Origin of the sequence: Streptomyces caelestis (genome assembly GCF_014205255.1) — a bacterium.
GTDB lineage: Bacteria > Actinomycetota > Actinomycetes > Streptomycetales > Streptomycetaceae > Streptomyces > Streptomyces caelestis.
The window spans coordinates 1317145-1337885 of sequence record NZ_JACHNE010000001.1; the positions used below are offsets into that span (position 1 = coordinate 1317145).

At 72.4% G+C, this 20741-nt stretch carries 19 protein-coding genes, 1 pseudogene and 1 riboswitch; of the genes and pseudogenes, 6 read left to right on the forward strand and 14 right to left on the reverse strand.

The window, feature by feature from the left end; translation table 11 throughout:
• Positions 1 to 190 precede the first annotated feature (190 nt).
• The 6 genes from HDA41_RS05865 to HDA41_RS05895 all read right to left on the reverse strand — a co-directional run bounded on the left by HDA41_RS05865 (position 191) and on the right by HDA41_RS05895 (position 5635).
• Positions 191 to 817 carry a YigZ family protein gene (locus tag HDA41_RS05865; protein ID WP_184981345.1) on the reverse strand — a complete coding sequence of 209 codons (627 nt, stop codon included), beginning with the start codon at positions 815 to 817 and terminating at the stop codon, positions 191 to 193.
• Between the two features lie 310 nt (positions 818 to 1127).
• Complete coding sequence (locus tag HDA41_RS05870) at positions 1128 to 1673, reverse strand: SixA phosphatase family protein (RefSeq protein WP_184981347.1); 546 nt, start codon at positions 1671 to 1673, stop codon at positions 1128 to 1130.
• The gene (locus tag HDA41_RS41055) at positions 1670 to 2605 is read right to left on the reverse strand and encodes a hypothetical protein (RefSeq protein ID WP_230299629.1); all 936 of its coding nucleotides are present in this window, start codon (positions 2603 to 2605) and stop codon (positions 1670 to 1672) included. The genes HDA41_RS05870 and HDA41_RS41055 overlap by 4 nt, the downstream gene beginning before the upstream one ends.
• Before the next feature lie 206 nt (positions 2606 to 2811).
• Complete coding sequence (locus HDA41_RS05885; protein ID WP_184993188.1) at positions 2812 to 3591, reverse strand: ABC transporter ATP-binding protein; 780 nt, start codon at positions 3589 to 3591, stop codon at positions 2812 to 2814.
• A gap of 17 nt (positions 3592 to 3608) precedes the next feature.
• A complete protein-coding gene (locus tag HDA41_RS05890) occupies positions 3609 to 4622 on the reverse strand; it encodes a FecCD family ABC transporter permease (RefSeq protein WP_184981349.1) in 1014 nt (337 codons plus the stop codon).
• Complete coding sequence (locus HDA41_RS05895; RefSeq protein WP_184981351.1) at positions 4619 to 5635, reverse strand: ABC transporter substrate-binding protein; 1017 nt, start codon at positions 5633 to 5635, stop codon at positions 4619 to 4621. The genes HDA41_RS05890 and HDA41_RS05895 overlap by 4 nt, the downstream gene beginning before the upstream one ends.
• 83 nt (positions 5636 to 5718) lie before the next feature.
• Positions 5719 to 5879: riboswitch (cobalamin riboswitch) on the reverse strand.
• 106 nt (positions 5880 to 5985) lie between these two features.
• Here HDA41_RS05895 and HDA41_RS05900 point away from each other — a divergent pair.
• The 3 genes from HDA41_RS05900 to HDA41_RS05910 all read left to right on the forward strand — a co-directional run bounded on the left by HDA41_RS05900 (position 5986) and on the right by HDA41_RS05910 (position 9415).
• Positions 5986 to 6414 (forward strand): CoA-binding protein, encoded by a 429-nt coding sequence (locus HDA41_RS05900; protein ID WP_184981353.1) that lies wholly within the window; start codon positions 5986 to 5988, stop codon positions 6412 to 6414.
• Positions 6415 to 6548: 134 nt separating this feature from the next.
• Positions 6549 to 8153, forward strand: a complete 1605-nt coding sequence (locus tag HDA41_RS05905) for an APC family permease (protein ID WP_184981355.1) — start codon at positions 6549 to 6551, stop codon at positions 8151 to 8153.
• A 38-nt stretch (positions 8154 to 8191) separates the two neighbouring features.
• Positions 8192 to 9415 (forward strand): 4-hydroxybenzoate 3-monooxygenase, encoded by a 1224-nt coding sequence (locus HDA41_RS05910; protein ID WP_184981357.1) that lies wholly within the window; start codon positions 8192 to 8194, stop codon positions 9413 to 9415.
• Position 9416: 1 nt separating this feature from the next.
• Here HDA41_RS05910 and HDA41_RS05915 read toward each other — a convergent pair whose 3' ends face one another.
• Positions 9417 to 9776, reverse strand: a complete 360-nt coding sequence (locus HDA41_RS05915) for an ArsR/SmtB family transcription factor (protein ID WP_184981359.1) — start codon at positions 9774 to 9776, stop codon at positions 9417 to 9419.
• A 17-nt stretch (positions 9777 to 9793) separates the two neighbouring features.
• Between HDA41_RS05915 and HDA41_RS05920 the strand changes: the two genes are divergently transcribed.
• Positions 9794 to 10864, forward strand: coding sequence for a cation diffusion facilitator family transporter (locus HDA41_RS05920; RefSeq protein WP_221511424.1), 1071 nt, complete (start codon positions 9794 to 9796; stop codon positions 10862 to 10864).
• Positions 10865 to 10872: 8 nt separating this feature from the next.
• On the opposite strand, the gene HDA41_RS05925 is transcribed toward HDA41_RS05920, so the two are convergent.
• The 3 genes from HDA41_RS05925 to HDA41_RS05935 form a co-directional block, all read right to left on the reverse strand.
• A complete protein-coding gene (locus tag HDA41_RS05925; protein WP_184981363.1) occupies positions 10873 to 11430 on the reverse strand; it encodes a YbaK/EbsC family protein in 558 nt (185 codons plus the stop codon).
• 43 nt (positions 11431 to 11473) lie between these two features.
• Entirely contained in the window at positions 11474 to 12046 is a 573-nt protein-coding gene (locus HDA41_RS05930) for a helix-turn-helix domain-containing protein (protein WP_184981365.1), read from the reverse strand.
• 102 nt (positions 12047 to 12148) lie between these two features.
• Positions 12149 to 12913 (reverse strand): acyltransferase, encoded by a 765-nt coding sequence (locus HDA41_RS05935; protein ID WP_184981367.1) that lies wholly within the window; start codon positions 12911 to 12913, stop codon positions 12149 to 12151.
• 112 nt (positions 12914 to 13025) lie between these two features.
• Here HDA41_RS05935 and HDA41_RS05940 point away from each other — a divergent pair, with 112 nt between their 5' ends.
• A complete protein-coding gene (locus HDA41_RS05940; protein ID WP_184993190.1) occupies positions 13026 to 13553 on the forward strand; it encodes a gamma carbonic anhydrase family protein in 528 nt (175 codons plus the stop codon).
• Between the two features lie 21 nt (positions 13554 to 13574).
• Here HDA41_RS05940 and HDA41_RS05945 read toward each other — a convergent pair whose 3' ends face one another.
• The 3 genes from HDA41_RS05945 to HDA41_RS05955 all read right to left on the reverse strand — a co-directional run bounded on the left by HDA41_RS05945 (position 13575) and on the right by HDA41_RS05955 (position 18830).
• Positions 13575 to 14198 (reverse strand): DedA family protein, encoded by a 624-nt coding sequence (locus tag HDA41_RS05945; RefSeq protein ID WP_184981370.1) that lies wholly within the window; start codon positions 14196 to 14198, stop codon positions 13575 to 13577.
• 71 nt (positions 14199 to 14269) lie between these two features.
• On the reverse strand, positions 14270 to 16657 hold the full coding sequence (locus tag HDA41_RS05950; RefSeq protein WP_184981372.1) for a phosphoketolase family protein: 2388 nt from the start codon (positions 16655 to 16657) through the stop codon (positions 14270 to 14272).
• Between the two features lie 316 nt (positions 16658 to 16973).
• Entirely contained in the window at positions 16974 to 18830 is a 1857-nt protein-coding gene (locus HDA41_RS05955) for an RICIN domain-containing protein (RefSeq protein WP_230299627.1), read from the reverse strand.
• A gap of 351 nt (positions 18831 to 19181) precedes the next feature.
• Here HDA41_RS05955 and galU point away from each other — a divergent pair.
• Positions 19182 to 20096, forward strand: a pseudogene (gene galU / locus HDA41_RS05960) (UTP--glucose-1-phosphate uridylyltransferase GalU); the annotation flags it as partial.
• Between the two features lie 85 nt (positions 20097 to 20181).
• Here galU and HDA41_RS05965 read toward each other — a convergent pair.
• The gene (locus HDA41_RS05965) at positions 20182 to 20634 is read right to left on the reverse strand and encodes a DUF4442 domain-containing protein (protein WP_184981375.1); all 453 of its coding nucleotides are present in this window, start codon (positions 20632 to 20634) and stop codon (positions 20182 to 20184) included.
• Between the last annotated feature and the right edge of the window lie 107 nt (positions 20635 to 20741).

Genomic DNA, 20741 nt, shown 5'->3' on the forward strand with positions numbered 1-20741 from the left:
GCGGCGGACGGTCCGCCGCCCGCCGCTCCGTCCCTTCGCAGCTCCGCCCCTTCGCCGGTCCGGCCGAGGGGCGGAGCACGTACGACTACGCGACGCAATCGGTGGCGCGCTGCGGTCCGCCGTCCCACTCCACCGCCAGTGACGCCCGACGGGCCGGCTCCCGGGCGCCGCAGAGGTGGCTGACCGCGCGTCAGGCGTCGCCGTACGCCTCCCCGCCCGGTTCGAAGCCGGCCGTTCCGGCGGTCGCGTCGGCGAGCCACGCCCGGAAGGCGTCCACGTCGGCGTCCGGCAGCGCGATGTCGATCGTGACCGCCTCCCCGTAGCGCACGTCCCGCACCTCGCGCCCGCCGGTACGCAGGTCGTTCTCGAGCTTGCCGGCCCGCTGGTGGTCGACGGTGACCGTGGCCAGCCGGAACCGGCGGCGGGTGCGCGTGCCGAGGGTGTCCAGGGCCTCGCCGACCGCTCCGCCGTACGCCCGGATGAGCCCGCCCGCGCCGAGCTTGACCCCGCCGAAGTAGCGGGTGACGACGGCGACGACGTACCGCATGTCACGGCGCAGCAGCATCTGGAGCATGGGAACGCCGGCGGTGCCGCCGGGTTCGCCGTCGTCGCTCGCCTTCTGGACGGAGGCGTCGGCGCCGATGACGTAGGCCCAGCAGTTGTGGGACGCGTCGGCGTGCTCCTTGCGGACCGTGGCGATGAAGTCCTGCGCCTCCTGCTCGGTGGCCGCCGGGGCGAGGGCGCACAGGAAGCGGGAGCGGTTGACCTCGGTCTCGTGCACGCCGGCGCGGGCGACCGTGCGGTATTGGTCCTGCATCCGGCCAGCGTCTCAGATCAGCTTGATCCCCTGCCAGACGTGGCGCCTGGCATGGATGGTGCCCATCGTGGAGGAGTGGCACCTTACCTTCCGGCTCACCGGCACTCCCCCTTTCCCGCCCGTGGTGCTGTCATCCGATAAACGGCACTTCTGAGAAGGGGTAACCCATTCGATCCACGCACTGACACGGGACACCGAGACCGGTACCGGACACACGGCACTACACCGACGGATGACGCAGCGCTAGGGATGACAAAGGAAACACATGAGCCCATGCGCGGGCTCGAGGACGGGCCGGACCGGCCCGGGGCTACTTCTTCGCGCCCCGGGGCACGGTCAGGGAGGTGAGCAGCGCGGCGCCGGGGGTGAGGGCCCGCCAGGTCGTGCCGTACCAGGACAGGACGGCGATGGCCGAGGTCGGGAACTTCGTGCGGACCCGCTCCAGGGTGTCGTCGACGCCGTCATCGGCGAGCGCCAGGATCAGTTCCTCCAGGCCCGGGTTGTGCCCGATCAGCAGCAGCGTCTCCACTTCGGCGGACACCTCGTGCACGACGGCCAGCAGACCGGCGGGGCTCGCGGCGTACAGGCGCCGGTCGTACCGGACGGGCGGGGGCGTGCCCCACTCGGCGGCGGCCAGTTCCCAGGTCCGGCGGGCGCGGACGGCGGTGGAGCACAGCGCGAGGTCCGGCAGGCTGCCGGCCTCGGCCAGGGCCTGTCCGGCCGCGGGGGCGTCGCGGCGGCCGCGTGGGGCGAGCGGGCGGTCGTGATCGGCGACGTCCAGGGGCCAGGCGGACTTGGCGTGCCGCAGCACGACCAGGCGGCGCAGCGGGCCCGCTCCGGCGGCGCGCTCGATCATGACGGGGCTCCCAGGTCGCGGGTGAGCTCAAGGCCGAGGAGCCGGTCGGCGTAGGCGTACGTCTCGAAACGGGCGCCGTCCGGCAGGTCCCGCTCGTTCTCCACGCGCCGCAGCTCGTCCAGCACCCGGGGCACGTCCAGATCGTCCTCCCAGGCCTCGCGCAACCGCCCGCGCACCTCGTCGGGGACGGGCCGCGAGGGCTGCCGGGCCCAACGGGCGACCGCGCCGCGCCATCGGGCGAGGGTGGCGCGGGCCTCGTCGAGGACGCCCGCGTCCAGCCGGACGGGCGTGTTGTGGTGCCCGGTGAGCAGGGCGAGGCGCAGGACGGTGGGATCGACGCCGCCGCCCAGCGGGCCGGAGTCCCCCGACTGGCCGTTCGCCGGATCCGACCCCGCGCACTGGCCGACTGGCCGCTCCTCCTCCGTCCGGCCGCTCGGTGGACTCGGCTCCGAGAACCCGTCACCTGACGGGTCCGACTCCGCCGCCCCGCCGAGCGGCAGGTCCAAGTCCGCGGAACCGTCGTCCGACCTCCCGGCTTCCCGCCGCTCTCCGCCCGACGGGCCCGGCCCCGTCACCTCCACAGGCGCGACAGCGATCCGCACCCCCTCGGGCACCGCGCCACCCTCGGTGACGACATGGACGACCTGGGCCTCGCCCAGCCCGGCGCCGACGTCGGGGCTGTCCTCGAAGGGGCGGATGCCGAGGGCCGCGGCGTCCGCTCGCAGCTCCGCCTGGCGGCGCCCGCCGGTCAGCAGGGCCCACACCGGTGTGCCGCCGAGCTCGAGCGCCCGCACGAGCACGTCCGCCACGAGCAGCACCCGCAGATTCGTCGTGTCGGAGCCGGGCGCGTGCACCTCGACACGGGTCAGGCCCCGGCGGGCCGGAGCGGCGTCGACCGGCTCGCCGCTATGGGCGTCGATGATGCGCAGCACGAGGCGAGCGTAGGACGGGTGGCGGGCCGATGCGGGCATGTGCGGCTTTTTCCGGCCACCGTGGCGGGAACACCCCACCAATGGCGTGCCGGACGACCATGTCACCGGGGCAGGAATCGCGCCCACCGACAACACACCGGACGGGTTGGACGACCTTGGCGGGAATCGCCCACCCCGGCCCCCGGCCCTCAGCGCCCACCTCCCGCTCACCCCAGCGTCCCCAGGAACCGCACGTGAGGCCGCCCCTCGGGGCCTTCACAACTGACGGCGGCCCGTACCCCGTACACCTCGGCGATGAGTTCCTCCGTCAGGACATCGCCCGGAGCGCCACCGGCCACGACGCGCCCCGCGCTCAGGACGACGATCCGGTCGCAGTACATCGCCGCGAGGTTGAGGTCGTGCAGGGCGACGACGGTGGTGACCGGCAGGCCGGTGACCAGGGCGAGCAGGTCGAGCTGGTGGTGGATGTCGAGGTGGTTGGTCGGCTCGTCCAGGAGGAGTTCGCGGGGTTCCTGGGCGAGCGCGCGAGCGATCTGCACCCGCTGGCGTTCGCCGCCCGAGAGGGTGTGCCAGGCCTGGTCGGCGCGGTCGGCGAGGCCGGTGCGCTCCAGGGCGCCGCGTACCGCACGCTCGTCGTCCGGCGACGCCGGCGTCCAGGCGCGGCGGTGCGGGACACGGCCCAGCCGTACGACGTCCGCGGCGGTCAACTCGACCTGGGGGTCGGCCTGTTGCTCGACCACGGCGAGGCGGCGGGCGACGGTACGGCGGGGCAGGTCACCCAGCGGCGTGCCGTCGAGGGTGACGACTCCGGCGGTCGGCGTGAGCAGGCCGGCCAGCAGCCGCAGCAGCGTGGACTTGCCGGAGCCGTTGGGGCCGAGGACGCCGACGGTGGAGCCGGTCTCCGGCGCGAGGACGACGCCGTCGAGGATGAGGCGCCCGTCGGCCCGGCGACCGACCCGCTCGGCCCGCAGCCCGGCACCGCTCACCGCCGCCTCGACCCCGCTCACCGCACCCTCCGTGTCCGGTACAGCACCGCCACGAACGCCGGCACCCCGATCAGCGACGTCACGACTCCCACCGGCACCTCCTGCGGGTCCAGGACCGTGCGGGCGAGCGTGTCCACCCACACCAGGAACACCGCACCGGCGAGTGCGGTGACCGGCAGCAGCCGGGCGTGCCCGGGACCGGCCAGGGCCCGCGCTGCGTGCGGCAGGACCAGCCCGACGAAGCCGATCGCCCCGGCCGAGCTGACCAGCGCGGCCGTGAGCAGGGCCGTGACGCACAGCAGCACCAGACGGGTGCGGGCCACGGACACCCCGAGCGCGGCCGCCGCGTCCTGCCCGAAGGCGAAGGCGTCGAGGGTACGGGCGTACGACAGGCACACCACCAGCGTCACGGCCAGGACGGCCAGGCACAGCCACACGTCGGTCCAGCCCACGCCGGCGAGCGAGCCGAGGAGCCAGAACAGCACGCCCCGGGTCGTCTCGGCGTCGGCGGCGGTCATCACGACGAAGGAGGTGAGGGCGGAGAAGAGCTGCATGGCGGCGACGCCCGCGAGGACGACCCGGTCGGTGGTGCCGCCGAGGGTGTGGCTGAGCAGCAGCACCAGCGCGAAGGACACCAGGGCGCCGAGGAACGCGCCCGCGGACACCGAGACGGCACCGCCGCCCACGCCCAGGACGACGACCACGACCGCGCCGGTGGAGGCGCCGGAGGAGACTCCGAGCACGAACGGGTCGGCGAGCGGGTTGCGCAGCAGCGACTGCATCACCACGCCGCACACGGCCAGTCCGGCGCCGCACACGGCCGCGAGCAGGGTGCGCGGCAGCCGCAGCTGCCAGACGATCCCGTCGCGGATCGGCGTCAGGTCCGAGCTGCCGAGCCCGAGGTGGGCCGCGACGACGGACCAGACGTCCGCGACCCGGATGTCGGCCGGTCCGACGGTGATCGCCAGGGCCAGGGAGACGGCCAGCAGCAGGGCCCCTCCGGTGCCGAGCGCGAGCCCGCGGACGGTCACTTCACGAGCCCGAACGCGCGCAGTCCGGCGGCGACCTTCTCCACGCCCTCGACCGTGCGGACGGTCGGGTTCATGGCCTGCCCGCTGAGCAGCACGTACCTCTTGTGCTTGACCGCGTCCATGTTCCTGGTGACCGGGTTGGACTCCAGGAAGGCGATCTTCTTCGCGGCGGACTCGGCGGTCTGCGACGTGCGGGTGAGGTCGCCGATGACGAGGACGTCGGGGTCGCGGTCGGCGACCGTCTCCCAGTTGGTCTGCGGCCACTCCTCGTGCGTGTCGTCGAAGACGTTCTTCGCGCCCAGGGCCCGGGTGATGATGCCGGGCGCTCCGCAACAGCCCGCCATGTAGGGGGACTCGGAGTTGGCGAACCAGTACAGGAGGGTGACGTCGGAGGCGTCGACGCCCCGCGTGGCCTTCGCCATGCGCCGCTGGAGGGAGGCCACGAGCTGGTCGCCCCGTTCCTTCACCCCGAACACGGTCGCCAGGTCGTGTACTTCGCCGTAGACGGTGTCGATGCCCAGTGCCTTGGCGCGCGCGCCGTCGCCGCCCCCGGAGTTGTCCTTGCCGGCGCAGTCCGACGGGGAGACGTACGTGGGCACGCCGAGCTTCTCGAACTGCTCGCGGGTGGCGACGCCGCCCTTGCCGAGGGTGGAGACGAAGGAGGCGGCGACGAAGTCGGGGCCGGCGTCCAGGACCCGTTCGAAGGACGGGCTGTTGTCGGAGATGCGCGGCACCTTCGCGTTGGCCTTCGCCAGCCCCTTCATCACGGGGTCGGTCCAGGTGGCCGTGCCCGCGAGGCGGTCGGCGAGGCCGAGGGAGAGCAGGATCTCGGTGGTGCCCTGGTTGAGGGAGACGGCGTGCTGCGGCGAGGCCTCGACGCGCACCTCGTGGCCGCAGTTGTCGAGCGTGACGGCGGCTCTCACGGTCGTGGCCTTCGAGCCGCCGCAGCCGGTCAGGAGCAGGGAGCCGGCCGCGAGCAGGACGGCGGCACGGGCGGGTCGGGCGAGGGGCACGGAAACCAGTCCTCAGTCGTCGAGGGCTCGATCGCGGAGCCCGGTCGTACGGTGCTCCCCCGCCGCGAACCGCCGCGGGGGCCGCCAGCAGGTCTTCGGACTCGGGTTCGTCCGGTGCGAGGCGCCTTCCCGGACGTCGTACACGCCGTCCAGTGGCCGAGGCCCCGCCCGTCCCCCTCACCGCTGCGCGTCAGTTCCGGATTCGCACCGGATTCCCTGACCCACGTACATGGGTTCGACTGGCCTCGGCAAGCTATCACGGAGGGCGCCGGGGAATCAGCGCGCACCCTGCGTCGTTGCACGGACGGCAGTGCGACAGCAGTCGTTCACGACTTTCGAGGAGGCCGCCGGTGTACGGCGACGAGGCAACGGTCCGCAGGATCCTCACCGGGCTCGGCGACACCTGGGCCGTGGTGGGCCTGTCGTCGAACCAGCAGCGCGCGGCGTACGGCGTCGCCGCCGTGCTCCAGCGCTACGGCAAGCGCGTCGTGCCCGTGCACCCCAAGGCGGAGCGAGTGCACGGCGAGCAGGGGTACGCCAGTCTGGCGGACATCCCCTTCCACGTGGACGTCGTGGACGTGTTCGTGAACAGCGATCTCGCCGGAGCCGTCGCGGACGAGGCGGTCGCGAAGGGCGCGAAGGCGGTGTGGTTCCAGCTCGGCGTCATCGACGAGGCGGCCTACGACCGGACCCGCGCTTCGGGGCTGGAGATGGTGATGGACCGCTGCCCGGCGATCGAGATCCCACGACTTCCTCATCGCCGCGTACAGAATTCCTGAAGCGCTCTCCAGGAAATACCCGCGCCGGGTCAAGGCTGCACAACTCGTCTTCTACCGCTGGATAATCGATTTCTAATCTGAGGCCTCTTGATCACTGAACTCTTCGAGTTCATTTATGAGAGGCCCGTGAATTCATGGTAAGAGACGGCCTCCGCCGGGATGTCGGACTGATCGGGCTCATGTGGGCGTCGGTCGGATCCATCATCGGCTCCGGCTGGTTGTACGGCGCCGAGAAGGCGGTCGTGGCGGCCGGCCCGGCGGCGATCCTGTCGTGGCTGATCGGCGCGGTCGCGATCGTGCTGCTGGCACTGGTGCACGCGGAACTCGGCGGTATGTTCCCGGTCGCGGGCGGCACGGCACGCTATCCGCACTACGCGTTCGGCGGTCTCGCCGGCATGTCCTTCGGCTGGTTCTCCTGGCTCCAGGCGGCGACCGTGGCACCGATCGAGGTCGAGGCCATGATCGGCTACGCCGGGCACTGGCACTGGGCCCAGGGCTTCCAGCACGCCAAGGACGGGACGCTGACGACGAGCGGGTTCGTCGTCGCGGTGGTCCTCATGGCCGTGTTCGTCGTGATCAACTTCCTCGGGGTGCGGGTCCTGGCGCACACCAACAGCGCCGCCACCTGGTGGAAGGTGGCCGTGCCGCTGGCCGCGATCTTCATCATCGCGGCCGGCAACTTCCACCCGGGCAACTTCACCGAGCACGGCTTCGCCCCGTTCGGCGCCCACGGCGTGCTGAGCGCGGTCAGTTCCAGCGGCATCATCTTCGCCCTGCTGGGCTTCGAGCAGGCGATCCAGCTGGCGGGCGAGAGCCGCGACCCGGCCCGTGACCTGCCGCGCGCGACGCTCGGCTCGGTCGCCATCGGAGCCGCGATCTACGTCCTGCTCCAGGTCGTCTTCATCGCCGCCCTGCCACTGAGCTCCTTCGCGCACGGCTGGACCAAGCTCGACTACCCCGGTATCAGCGGCCCCTGGGCGGGGCTGGCCACCCTGCTGGGACTCGGCTGGCTGAGCGTGGTGCTGTATCTGGACGCGGTCGTCTCCCCCGGCGGCACCGGCCTGATCTACACCACCGCCACCTCCCGCGTCTCCTACGGCCTGGCCCGCAACGGCTACGCGCCGAAGATCTTCACCCGCACCGACGCGCGCGGCGTGCCGTGGTTCGGCCTGATCGTCTCGTTCGTGACCGGCGTGATCTGCTTCCTGCCGTTCCCGAGCTGGCAGCAGCTGGTCGGCTTCATCACCTCGGCGAGCGTGCTGATGTACGCGGGCGCCCCGCTGGCGTACGGCGTCTTCGCCGACCGGCTGCCGCAGCGCGAACGCCCCTACCGCCTGCCCGGCGGGAACGTCATCTCCCCGCTGTCGTTCGTGGTGGCCAACCTCATCATCTACTGGTCGACCTGGGACACGCTGTGGCGACTCGGTGTGGCCATCGTCCTCGGTTACGTCCTGCTCGGCGGATACGCCTGGTACGCCACCCGCAAGGGCCTGCCCGACGCTCCCCGGCTCGACTGGAAGGCCGCCCGGTGGCTGCCCGTCTACCTGCTGGGCATGGGCGTCATCTCCTGGCAGGGCGGCTTCGGCGGCCAGGGTCACATCGGACTGTGGTGGGACATCCTGCTCATCACGGTGTTCTCCCTGGCGATCTACTACTGGGCCCGGGCGTCGGCGTCCCGGCCGGAGGAGATCGAGCGGAGCATCGGGGAGGTGGCCGTCACCGAGGTGGCCGTCCACTGACACCGCCCACGCGCGGTCGGCGCCTCCATAATGAGCGCATGACCCAAGCCTCCCCGCCTCCGGACTCCGGCGCCCCGCAACGTTTCCCAGTCGTTGTCGTGGGCGCCGGTCCCGCGGGGCTGACCGTCGGCAACATCCTGCGGGCCGCGTCCGTGGACTGCCTGGTGCTGGAGACCGAGACCCGCGAGTTCATCGAACAGCGGCCCCGGGCCGGCGTCATCGAGGAATGGGCCGTGCGGGGCCTGGAGAAGCGCGGGCTGGCCCGGAACCTGCTGGACCGCGCAGAGCTGCACACCACGTGCGAGTTCCGCTTCGACGGCGAGCGGTACCGGTTTCCCTACGGGGAGCTGACCGGCAGTCATCACTTCGTCTACCCACAGCCGTTGCTGGTGACGGACCTGGTGCGCGAGTACGCCGACGTACGCGGCGGACAGATCCGTTTCGGGGTGCGGGACGTGCGGGTGCACGACATCGGCACCGACCGGCCGTCGGTGTCGTACACCTGTCCGGAGACGGGTGAACACCGCGTGGTGCCCTGCGACTTCGTGGCCGGCTGCGACGGAGCGCGCGGGGTGACGCGGGCCGCCCTGCCGCCGGAGCGGGTCCGTGTCGCGCGGCACGACTACGGCATCGGCTGGCTGGCCCTGCTCGCCGAGGCGCCGTCCTCCGCCGACTGCGTGCTGTTCGGCTGCCACGCCAAGGGGTTCGCCGGGCAGATGCCCCGCAGCCCGCAGGTGACCCGCTACTACCTCCAGTGCCCACCGGGCGACGACCCGGAGAACTGGCCGCACGAGCGCGTCTGGGCGGAGCTGCAGGAGCGGCTCGGGGTGACCGGTGTGCCGCCGCTGACCGAGGGGCGGCTGATCGAGAAGCGCGTGCTGGACATGCACGACTACGTGGTCGAGCCGATGGTGTCCGGTCGGCTCTTCCTCGCCGGAGACGCGGCCCATCTGGTCGCCCCCATCGCCGCCAAGGGCATGAACCTCGCCCTGCACGACGCCTTCCTGCTCGGCGACGCCTTGGTGGCCCGCCTGACCAGCGGGGACGACAGCGGCCTGGGCGGCTATGCGCAGGCGTGCCTGCGGCGGGTGTGGGACTACCAGGAGTTCTCGCAGTGGCTGTCCGAGGTGTACCACGGCACGGCTGCGGGCGACCCGTTCCGCGCGGGCACCACGCTCGCCCGGCTGCGTCGCCTGTTCACGTCGCCCGCGGCGGCCGCCGCCTTCGCCGAGCAGTACCTGGGGACGGCCGCGCGGTACTGATTCAGTCGTGGACGGGCCGGTCGGTGAGCCGGTGGTCGGCCACGTTCAGCGCCTCGTCCACGAGCCGGCGCAGATGGCCGTCGCGGAGCGCGTAGATCACCCGGCGGCCCTCCTTGCGCGTGTTCACCAACCCTGCGAGACGCAGTCGCGCCAGGTGCTGGCTGACAGCGGGCCGGGCCGCCCCGCACGCCTGCGTGAGGGTGGTGACGTCGGCCTCTCCCTCGGCCAGCGCGTGCAGCAGCGTGAGCCGCGTGCGGTCCCCCAGCAGGGCGAGGAGTTCGGCGGCGAGCGCGAACTGCTCCTCGCCGGGACTGCGCGGGTGCGCATCATGCGCAGATGACAGGTGCATGCGTGCGCTCATACGCACATAATGGCGCCATGGGCGTGGCCACGTCCACTCGCACGCACCGGAAGGGGACCCACGTGAGCGACCGGCACGAACACCCACACCACCACTCCCCCACCGGCCTCCGCCACCGCCTCTCCCACCTCCTCACGCCGCACTCCCACGAGACGGCCGACAAGGTCGACCCCGCCCTGGAGTCCTCGGCCCGCGGGATGCGGGCGCTGTGGGTGTCGCTCGCGGTGCTCGGCGTGACGGCACTGGCGCAGGCGGTCGTGGTGGTCGCCTCCGGCTCGGTGGCGCTGCTCGGGGACACCGTGCACAACGCCGCGGACGCGCTCACCGCCGTGCCGCTCGGCATCGCCTTCGTGCTGGGCCGGCGTGCGGCCACCCGGCGCTTCACCTACGGCTACGGACGGGCCGAGGACCTGGCGGGCCTGGTGATCGTGCTGACGATCGCCGCGTCGGCGGCCTTCGCCGGATGGACGGCGGTCGACCGTCTCCTCGACCCGCGCCCGGTCCAGCACGTCCCGGCGGTCGCCCTGGCCGCCCTCGTCGGATTCGCGGGCAACGAGTGGGTGGCCCGGTACCGCATCCGCGTCGGCCGCGCGATCGGCTCGGCCGCGCTGGTCGCCGACGGACTGCATGCCCGCACCGACGGTTTCACCTCACTGGCCGTGCTGCTGGGCGCCGGCGGATCGGCCCTGGGCTGGCAACTGGCCGACCCGATCGTCGGGTTGGCGATCACGGCGGCGATCGCGCTGGTGCTGCGGGACGCCGCGCGGGAGGTGTTCCGCCGGGTGATGGACGCGGTCGATCCGGCCCTGGTGGACCGGGCCGAGCGGGCGCTGACCGAGGTCGCCGGGGTGCGCGGGGTGGGTGAGCTGCGGCTGCGCTGGATCGGTCACCGGCTGCGCGCCGAGGTCGCGGTCGTGGTGGACGGTGACGTGACCGTACGCCAGGCCCACCGCATCGCCGTCGACGCCGAGCACGCCCTGCTGCACGCCGTGCCCCGCCTCACCGCGGCCCTGGTCCACGCCGACCCGGAACCGGCTCCGGGCGAGGCCGACCCGCATCTCCCGCTGGCCCACCACGCGGCGGTGTAGGACTGCCCTCAGGCGACCCCGAGCCCCTCCAGCACCACCGCGCCCGGCAGTTCCGCGAACGCCTTGCCCGGCACCAGCAGCTTGCCGCGCCGCCGGCCGCTGCCGACCAGCACGTACGGCAGGTCGACGACGGCCGCGTCCACCAGCACGGGCCAGCCGCCGGGCAGTCCGAGCGGGGTGATGCCGCCGTACTCCATGCCGGTCTCCCCGGTTGCCGTGTCCGTCGCGGCGAACGAGGCCTTGCGGGCGCCGAGTTGGCGGCGTACGACACCGTTGACGTCGACCCGGGTGGTGGACGGCACGACGCTCGCGGCGAGCGTGGTCTCGCCGCCGCGCTTGCCGGCGACCACCACGCAGTTCGCGGACCGCTCCAGCAGATCACGGCCGTAGTGCTCCACGAAGGTGGCGGTGTCGGCCCACTTGGGGTCGGTGTCGACGTAGAGGATCTGGTCGGCGGGGACGCTGCCGTGCCAGTGGCGTACGGCGTCGGCGACCGGGCCGGTGAGCTCGTCGAGGCAGGCGGGGGCCGGACGGGCGTCGTCGAAGTGTCCGATGGGTGCACGCATAGCGGCACGCTAACAACACGGGAGCGCCCCGGGGCCGGGCGTCTCAGGTCACGGGTGGCACCGAGACGGCCATCATCATCTCCATCGGCACGTCACCGGTGTTGCCGTACATGTGCGGGAGGTTGGCCTCGAAGGACACGCTCGCGCCGGCGGGGACGCGGTGCTTCACGCCGTCGACGGTGAGCGTCAGCTCCCCGGCCGTGACATGGAGCAGTTCCATGGTGCCGGCGGGGTGCGGGTCGGACGGGCTGCTCTCGCCGGGCATGAGCCGCCAGTCCCACATCTCCAGCGGGCCGGGCGCCTCGGTGCCCGCGAGCAGCCGGTTGTAACTGCCGGCCTCGGTGTGCCACAGCCGTACGGCCTGCTCGGCGGGGACGATGCGGACCCTCGGGCCCTGCTCGTGGTCGAGGAGGGTGGTGATGCTGACGCCGAGCGCGTCGCCGATCTTGACGACGGTGCCGAGGCTGGGGTTGGTGCGGGCCTGCTCGATCTGGATGAGCATGCCGCGGCTGACGCCGGCCCGGGCGGCGAGCACGTCCAGGGTGAAGCCGCGCACCGCGCGCCAGTGCTTGACGCTGCGCGCCAGGGACTGGGTCAGCAGCTCGAGGTCCGACACGTTCCGTCCAGTGTTATGTATGACACAGTGCAACGAGATGCACTAGGGTGTGGTTGACCTGATCGTTCACTGAACTGTACTGCCGCCGGTGTCCGGGGCGGTTCAGGACTCCGGCTCCAGCTCGGCGAGCCGGGCCGTCGTCTCCTCGTCCAGGTCCGAGAGGGCGCGCAGCTGCTCGGGCGTGACGCCCTCCGGTATCGGCACCGGCGGCGGGGTGCGCAGCGGAGGCTGCCAGCCGTCGGCCGGTGTCCAGCGCCGTACCACGCGCGCCGGCGCGCCCGCCACCACGGCGTGGTCGGGCACCGCGCCCCGGACGACCGCGCCCGCGGCCACCACCACGTTCCGCCCGATCCGGGCGCCGGGCAGGATCACCGCGCCCGTGCCGATCCAGCAGCCGGGTCCGATCTCCACCGGCTCCATCCGCGGCCACTGCTTGCCGATCGGCTCGTGCGGATCGTCGTAGGAGTGGTTCGTGGACGTGACGTAGACGTACGGACCGAAGTAGCAGTCGCTGCCGATGGTGACCGTCGTGTCCGCGATGACGTGACTGCCGCGGCCCAGGACGACGCCGTCGCCGATGCGCAGGATCGGGTCCGGGCCGAGGTCGAGGTCGGGCATCAGGCCGGCGGTGAGGGTGACCTGCTCGCCGATGATGCAGTGGGCGCCCATGTGGATCCAGGGTTCGCCGAAGACCGTGCCGAGCGGGAAGGCGAGTCTGGTACCTGTTCCCATCGCGCCGAATCGGTAGCGCCCGGGATGTTCGGCGGTCACGGAGCCCGTGCGCTGCGCCCAGGCCCAGCCCGCGTGGACGGCGCGCTGCACGAGGCCCCGCCGCCAGGATGAGAACGTGTTCTTGCGCTTCGGCACGAGGTCACGGTACTCAGCGGTAGCTCACCCCGCGGGGTCGGAGGCCTGTGATCTTCGCCCCATCGAGTGTCGTACGGTTTGCGCGTTGTCTACGACGTTTCTGGAGGCGGACATGGGACAGCGGGCGATGATCACGGGTATCGGCGGCAGGGAGCCGCAGGTCGATCCGGAGGCGTTCGTGGCGCCGACGGCTTCGGTGATCGGGGGCGTGACGCTGGGGGTGGGCGCGAGTGTCTGGTACGGGGCCGTCCTGCGCGGTGACGTCGAGACGATCTCCGTCGGCGCGAGCAGCAACGTCCAGGACAACTGCACCCTCCATGCCGACCCGGGGTTTCCCGTCACGGTGGGTGAGCGGGTGTCCATCGGGCACAACGCGGTGGTGCACGGGGCGACCGTCGAGGACGACTGTCTGATCGGTATGGGGGCGACGGTTCTGAACGGGGCGGTGATCGGGGCCGGGTCGCTCGTCGCCGCGCAGGCGCTGGTGCCGCAGGGGATGCAGGTGCCGCCCGGGTCGCTTGTCGCCGGTGTGCCGGCCAAGGTCAAGCGGCCCTTGACTGAGGAGGAGCGGCAGGGGATCACCCTCAACGGCACGATGTACGCCGAGTTGGCGAAGGCGCACCGCGAGGTGCATGCGTAGGCTGTTCGGCGGTAGAAAAACCTACTCCGCGGCGACAGCAGGTGCTGCCTTCTTCGCCTTGCGCTTGAGGACCAGCATCGACGTGAGGCCGACCAGGACCGCTGCCACCAGGCCCAGCCACGAGAAGCGCTTCAGCCAGGACTCGGCGACGATGCCGACGTAGTAGATGACCGCCGTCGTGCCGCCTGCCCAGAGGATGCCGCCGAGGATGTTGGCGGTGAGGAACTTCCAGTAGGGCATGCGGAGCACACCGGCGAGCGGGCCCGCGAAGATGCGGAGGAGGGCGACGAAGCGGCCGAAGAAGACGGCCCACATGCCCCACTTCTCGAAGGAGCGCTCGGCGGTGGCGATGTGGCCCTCGCTGAAGTGCTTGGGGAACTTCTTGCCCAGCCAGGCCAGCAGGGGCCGGCCGCCCTTGCGGCCGATGGCGTAGCCGATGGAGTCGCCGATGATCGCGCCGGCCGTGGCGCTGGCGCCGAGGACGACGGGGTCGATGTCGCCGTGCTGGGAGGCCAGCAGCGCGGAGGAGACCAGGATGATCTCGCCCGGCAGCGGGATGCCCAGGCTCTCCAGGCCGATGACCACTCCCACCAGTGCGTAGACGGCCACCGCGGGTACGGTTTCGAGCCACTCCTGGACGTGCAACGCCGGATCCTTTCCCTGTGCTTCCCTGCGTGCCCGGGAAGCCTACCGGGTGACAAGACGTCCCCCGCGGCTCAGGCGTTCCAGTTCCACTCGGCGACCTCGGGCAGGTCGGTGCCGTGCTCACGGATCCAGGCGTGGTGGCGGGTGCGGGCGTCGGCCATGCGCTGGCGTACGGCCGTGGCGCGCACCGCGAGACCCGGCACGCGGTCGATGACGTCCATGACGAGGCGGTAGCGGTCGAGGTCGTTGCGGACGACCATGTCGAAGGGCGTGGTGGTGGTGCCGGCCTCCTTGTAGCCGCGCACGTGCAGGTGCTGGTGGCCGGTGCGGCGGTAGGCCAGGCGGTGGATCAGCCACGGGTAGCCGTGGTAGGCGAAGATCACCGGCTTGTCGGTGGTGAAGAGGCCGTCGTACTCGAAGTCGTTCATGCCGTGCGGGTGTTCCTCCCGGGGCAGCAGCCGGGCGAGATCGACGACGTTGACCACGCGGACCGACAGGTCGGGCAGGTGCCGGCGGAGCAGGTGCGCGGCGGCAAGGGTCTCCTGGGTGGGGACGTCTCCGGCGCAGGCCAGCACCACGTCGGGTTCGCGGGAGCCGTCCTCGGTGCCGGCCCACGCCCAGATGCCGGCGCCGCGGGCGCAGTGGACCCGGGCCTCGTCCATCGACAGCCAGTCGAAGCAGGGCTGCTTGCCGGCCACGACGACGTTGACGTAGTCGCGGCTGCGCAGGGCGTGGTCCGCGACGGACAGCAGGGTGTTGGCGTCCGGCGGGAGGTAGACCCGCACGACCTCCGGGCTCTTGTTGAGGACGTGGTCGACGAAGCCGGGGTCCTGGTGGGAGAAGCCGTTGTGGTCCTGCCGCCACACGTGGGAGGTCAGCAGGTAGTTGAGCGAGGCGATGGGGGCGCGCCACGGCAGGCGCCGGGAGGTGCGCAGCCACTTGATGTGCTGGTTGACCATCGAGTCGACGATGTGCACGAACGCCTCGTAGCAGGAGAACAGCCCGTGCCGGCCGGTGAGCAGGTAGCCCTCCAGCCAGCCCTGGCAGAGGTGTTCGGAGAGGACCTCCATCACCCGGCCGTGCCGGTCGAGGTGCTCGTCGACGTCGAGGGTCTCGGCCTGCCAGGCCTTGCCGCTGGCGTCGAAGACGGCCTGGAGCCGGTTGGAGGCGGTCTCGTCCGGGCCGACCAGACGGAAGTCGCGGCGGTCGGCGGTGTCCCGCATGACCTGGGCCAGGAGGTCGCCGAGGACACGCGTGGGCTCGTGCAGGGTCGTGCCCGGCTTGTCGACGGGGACGGCGAAGTCGTCCAGGGACGGGATCGGCAGGTCGCGGACGAGCAGCCCGCCGTTGGCGTACGGGGTGGCGCCGAGCCGCCTGCTGCCCTCCGGGACGCAGGCCAGGACGTCCGCGACCGGTCGGCCCTCGGCGTCGAACAGCTCCTCGGGCCGGTAGGAGCGCAGCCAGGCCTCCAGTTGCCGCAGGTGTTCCGGGTTGTCATGGACGCCGGCCAGCGGCACCTGGTGGGAGCGCCAGGTGCCCTCGACCGGCTCGCCGTCGACCTCGGCCGGGCCGGTCCAGCCCTTCGGGGTGCGCAGCACGATCACCGGCCAGTGCGGGCGCTCGGTCACGCCCTCCTCGCGGGCGGCGCGCTGGGCCTCGGCGATGCGGTCGAGGGCGGTGTCCATCGCCTGGGCCATCGCGCGGTGGACGGTGGCGGGGTCGTCACCGCTGACGTGGATCGGCTCGTGGCCGTAGCCGCGCAGGAGCGCGTCGAGCTCGGACTGCGGGAGGCGGGAGAGCACCGTCGGGTTGGCGATCTTGTAGCCGTTGAGGTGCAGGATCGGCAGGACGGCACCGTCGTGGACGGGGTCGAGGAACTTGTTGGCGTGCCAGGAGCCGGCCAGCGGGCCGGTCTCCGCCTCGCCGTCGCCGATCACGCAGGCGACCAGCAGGCCGGGGTGGTCGAGGGCGGCGCCGTAGGCGTGGGCGAGGGAGTAACCGAGCTCGCCGCCCTCGTGGATCGAGCCGGGCACCTCCGGGGCGACGTGGCTGGGCACGCCGCCGGGGAACGAGAACTGCCGCATCAGCAGCTCCATGCCCTGCGCGTCCCGTGTCACGTCCCGGTAGGTCTCGCTGTAGCTGCCCTCCAGCCAGGAGTTGGCCAGCACCGACGGGCCGCCGTGGCCCGGGCCCCAGATGCACAGGGCGTCCAGCGCGCGGTTCTTGATCACCCGGTTGAGGTGCGTGTGGACGAGGTTGAGCCCGGGCGAGGTGCCCCAGTGGCCCAGCAGTCGCGGCTTGATGTGCTCGGGCCGCAGCGGTTCGGTCAGCAGCGGATTCGCCAGCAGGTAGATCTGACCGGCCGCCAGGTAGTTGGCGGCCCGCCAGTGGGCGTCCAGTGTGCGCAGTTCCTCGTCGGTCGGTTGCGTGCTGTTGTCCAGGCGCGGGGCCTCGGGCATGAGTGACTCCCTGGGTTCTGCGGCGGCCTCAGGAGGAGTACCAGTTTGTTCCGGTTCGATGCAGGGCGCCTCCCGGCCATCTGTCGCCCGCTGTGCGGTAGGCGCCGCGTCAGCCGCCCACCCGTACGCTCGTCCGCAGCCGCAGACCCCGTGAACAGCAGCACGTCCTGGCCCAGCGCGCGGCCCTCCCGTCCGATGACCTGCCCGTAGCGCCGGGCGGCCCACCCCTCCACACCCGGCGGCCCAACCAGCGGAAGCCCCGAGCCCCACCCCAGCACCTGAGCAGCGCGACCCGGCGGAAACCCGGAGGCCCGGGCTACGGGAGCCCGGTGGAGTGGAGCGTGGTCGTCACGGCGGTGGTCACCGTGGTCGGCGCCGAAGCGAGGGCGTCGGTGTGGGGCACCGGACCAAGCGCGGCGGTGCCGGGGGCCCGTCCCGGTTCGGCGGCGTCGCAGCAGTCCGCCTGGGCGAACCGCCTCTCGTACCGCTCCTCCGGCAGTTCCCCGGACTTGCTCCGCGGGGGATCGGGCCGATGCCCGGGCGGGGCGCCGTCGTACGGCTCCCGCTTCCGGTGGTTCTCCTTCTGACGGCTCTCCCGAGGCGTGTCCCGGCTCCGCCGCTCCCCCGGCTGCTCCGCGTCGCCGCCGGGAGCAACCTCCGGTTCCAGCGCCCAGCGCTGGGCCTCGGACCCGTCGCGCCCGGCGACGACCACGTTCCGGTCCTTGCCGTGGGCGACGGCCAGCCCCTTGCCGCCGCGCGGCAGGAGTTCGCCGCGCACGGTCAGGTCGTAGCGCACCACTCCGGCGTGCACGAGGCAGCCGGCCAGGACGACCGAGCCCTCCACTGTGTCGGAGCCGAGGCAGAGGGTGGGGTCGGCGACGCTGCGCAGCATGCCGTCGTCCTGGTACGACCACTGGGAGGACCCGGCGGCCGAGCAGGAGGTCAGCACGGCGCGGGCGTCGGCCCGGGCCCGGCCGCCCCGGACATCGAGGCACAGGCCGGCGTCGAGGTTGCGCAGCCGCCCACGGGCCACTTCGGCGGGATGGCCCGCGGACGCGGCGGACGGGAGGCGGCCCGAGGAGGTTCCCGCGGAATCCGGGGATACGGAGTGGCCGCTGACCGCTCCCCAGGTGGCCTGGGGAGCGGCGGTGCCGCCCTCCTCCGTCCAGCCCCTGGCGGCCAGCACGGTCGCGAGCAGCACGAGGGAGGTCACCGTGACCGCCGCGGCCAGCGCCTTCGCGTGTCTCCTCGACGGCCCGAGCCGGCCGCCCGCCGGCAGGGCGCGGGTCCGGAGCCGGTGGCGGCCACCGGCCGGGGCCCCGGGCAGGACTCTCCCGTCCCCGTCCCCGCCCCCGTCGCGGCCCGGCCGGGATTCGAGGTAGCGGCGGGCACCCCAGCCGAGCACGGTCTCGACGAGCAGATCCTCCAACCCGCCCTCGAAGTGGCTGAGTTGTTCGGCGGCGTGCCGGCAGTAGCGGCAGGCCATCAGATGCCGTTGCACATCCGGCAGCAGGGCCCCACCGCGGCGCATCGGAACGTCCAGCAGACGGTTGTAGAAGCGGCATTCCCGCGTCGGCGCGAGTTCTCGGTGGGCCCGCACGCAACCCGCCCGGAATTGCTCGCGCGCCTGCTCCAGCGCGGTCGACGCGGTACGGACGTCCACTCCCAGCAGACCGGCCGGTACGGATATGGGCTCGGCCTCGACCTCCGTGTGCCAGAGCAGGCATTGGGAAGCCCCCGGAAGGGCCCGGAATGCGCGCTCGGCGAGCCGTCGCCTTTCGGCTGTCCCGGACCGCGCCGCACGCAGACCGCGGGCGCCGACGGGTTTGCGGAGTTCCGGCAGTACTCCGGAAAGGGCGTCGTCGGCGGCCCACTCCCCGACCGTGTCCCGCACGGCCGCGAGCAGCCGCGGGCGCAGGGCTCCGCCGCCCGGCCGGGCGAGTTCCCGGCGGAACGCGGCGGCGGCCGCCATCGACGCCGAATCCTGAGAAGAGGCCAGGCAGATGACGGCGTACTCGTACACAGCCCGCCAGTGCCGGGCCAGCAACAGCGCGGCGGCGCGCGGGCCTTCACCGGGATCACCGACCCGGGCGAGGAGATTGCGATCGGAATCCGCGGGGCCCGCGCCGGGGCGCGGCGGGTACGGCGGGCGTGGGGGGTGAGGGGATTGCACGGAACCATTTCCTTCCAGCCGCAGAACGGCATGCGAATTGCGCGTCCGTCGGAAAGCAGGTGCGTGATTGGTGCATACCTGAGCCGCGTCAGCTGCGGACTTGGCTGTGAGGCGGCTCACTTTCGCACACACGACTCACAAGTAACAAGGAGTTCGGATGACCCATGTTCACAACGAGGGGAGTACAAATATGTTACCGGCGGTATCCGCACCGGCTTTCGAAAACTCCACCGGGATGGGCCTCAAGTTGTGTGCGGCCACAGGCGGTTGGTCCACGAAATCTCCAACTCCACAACCCGCTCCCATGTGGCTCTCGGCGCGCTCTCATCTCCGCCCGCCAGCATGGGCCGCATGATCGACCCCCACCCTTTCACCCCGGTCACCCCGCCCGCACCGTGCGCAAGGCGGTCGTCCCGGCCGCCGGTCTCGGTACCCGCTTCCTGCCCGCCACGAAGGCGACGCCCAAGGAGATGCTGCCGGTCGTCGACAAGCCGGCCATCCAGTACGTCGTCGAGGAGGCGGCAGCGGCGGGGCTGGACGACGTCCTGATGGTCACCGGCCGGCACAAGCGGGCCATCGAGGACCACTTCGACCACGCCTTCGAGCTGGAGCAGACCCTCGCGGCCAAGGGCGACACCGTGCGGCTCGACGCGGTGCGCGACCCGGCGCGGCCGGCGAGCATCCACCACATCCGGCAGGGCGAGCCGCTCGGCCTCGGCCACGCCGTGCTGTGCGCCCGCCGGCACGTCGGCGACCAGCCCTTCGCGGTCCTCCTCGGCGACGACCTGATCGACCCGCGCGAGAGCCTGCTCAGCCGGATGCTCGACGTCCGCGACCGCCTGCTCGGCAGCGTGGTCGCCCTGATGGAGGTCCCGCCCGAGCGGAATCCACCGCTACGGCTGCGCCGCCGTCGAGCCGACCGGCGAGGAGGGCGTCGTCCGCGTCACGGGCCTGGTCGAGAAGCCGGCCCGGCAGGACGCACCGAGTCGATACGCCGTCATCGGCCGCTACGTCCTCGACCCGGACGCCTTCGCCGTCCTGGAGCGCACCCCGCCCGGCCGGGGCGGCGAGATCCATCTGACCGACGCCCTGCAGGAGCTGGCCGCGGGCGGCACGGTGGAAGGGGTCGTCTTCAACGGCCTGCGCCACGACACCGGCGACAAGGCCGACCATCTGCGAGCGGTGGTCAGGCTGATCTGCGAACGCCCCGACCTGGGACCGGAGTTCGTGACATGGCTCAGAGGGTCCCTCGGGGAGCTGGACGGCGCGCGCCCCGGGCACCGGAACGTGGCGGCCCGACATGCGAAAGCCCCGGCACCCGGCCGGGGTCCCCGCATACGCGACAGCCCGGTCAGCCGTTGGGCCGCAGGGTCCACACCACGGTCATCTCGCCGGTGACGGCACCGTCGGCCCGCTGCAGGGCGATGGCCACCGGGAACTCGGGGCGCTCACCGGCGTCCAGCTGGGCGACGACCTCGGCAGCCGGGCGGCCGAGCGTGGCCGTGGCGGTGACGGCACCCATCGCCAGCTTCTTGTAGGAGATCTCGGCGCTGACGGCGAGCGGCACGGCGCGCGAGAGCTGGTCCCCGAACGCGGCCAGCACGATCGCCCCGCTCGCGGACTCGCCGAGCGTGAACATCGCCCCGGCGTGCGGCCCGCCCACGTGGTTGTGGTACTCGCTCTGGTCCGGAAGGGACACCACCGCCTTGTCCGGCGTGGTCTCCAGGAACTCCAGGTTCAGGGTCCGGGCCATGGGCACGGTGGCGGCGAGCATCTCGCCGATGGACATCTGGTCTGCGCTCATGGCCGAATGTTACTCACGAGTAGTCACGGCTGACCAGGTCGTGTGACGACCGCCGCACCGGTCCGCACCGCATCGGCCCACGCCGTGCCGTTCCCGGGTCGCTACAT

Coding starts and splice junctions, on each gene's coding strand:
- HDA41_RS05940 (WP_184993190.1), top strand. CDS start 13,026: ATGGGACAGCGGGCGATGATCACGGGTATCGGCGGCAGGGAGCCGCAG.
- HDA41_RS05905 (WP_184981355.1), top strand. CDS start 6,549: ATGGTAAGAGACGGCCTCCGCCGGGATGTCGGACTGATCGGGCTCATG.
- HDA41_RS05920 (WP_221511424.1), top strand. CDS start 9,794: ATGGGCGTGGCCACGTCCACTCGCACGCACCGGAAGGGGACCCACGTG.
- HDA41_RS05915 (WP_184981359.1), bottom strand. CDS start 9,776: ATGAGCGCACGCATGCACCTGTCATCTGCGCATGATGCGCACCCGCGC.
- HDA41_RS05910 (WP_184981357.1), top strand. CDS start 8,192: ATGACCCAAGCCTCCCCGCCTCCGGACTCCGGCGCCCCGCAACGTTTC.
- HDA41_RS05865 (WP_184981345.1), bottom strand. CDS start 817: ATGCAGGACCAATACCGCACGGTCGCCCGCGCCGGCGTGCACGAGACC.
- HDA41_RS05870 (WP_184981347.1), bottom strand. CDS start 1,673: ATGATCGAGCGCGCCGCCGGAGCGGGCCCGCTGCGCCGCCTGGTCGTG.
- HDA41_RS05950 (WP_184981372.1), bottom strand. CDS start 16,657: ATGCCCGAGGCCCCGCGCCTGGACAACAGCACGCAACCGACCGACGAG.
- HDA41_RS05965 (WP_184981375.1), bottom strand. CDS start 20,634: ATGAGCGCAGACCAGATGTCCATCGGCGAGATGCTCGCCGCCACCGTG.
- HDA41_RS05925 (WP_184981363.1), bottom strand. CDS start 11,430: ATGCGTGCACCCATCGGACACTTCGACGACGCCCGTCCGGCCCCCGCC.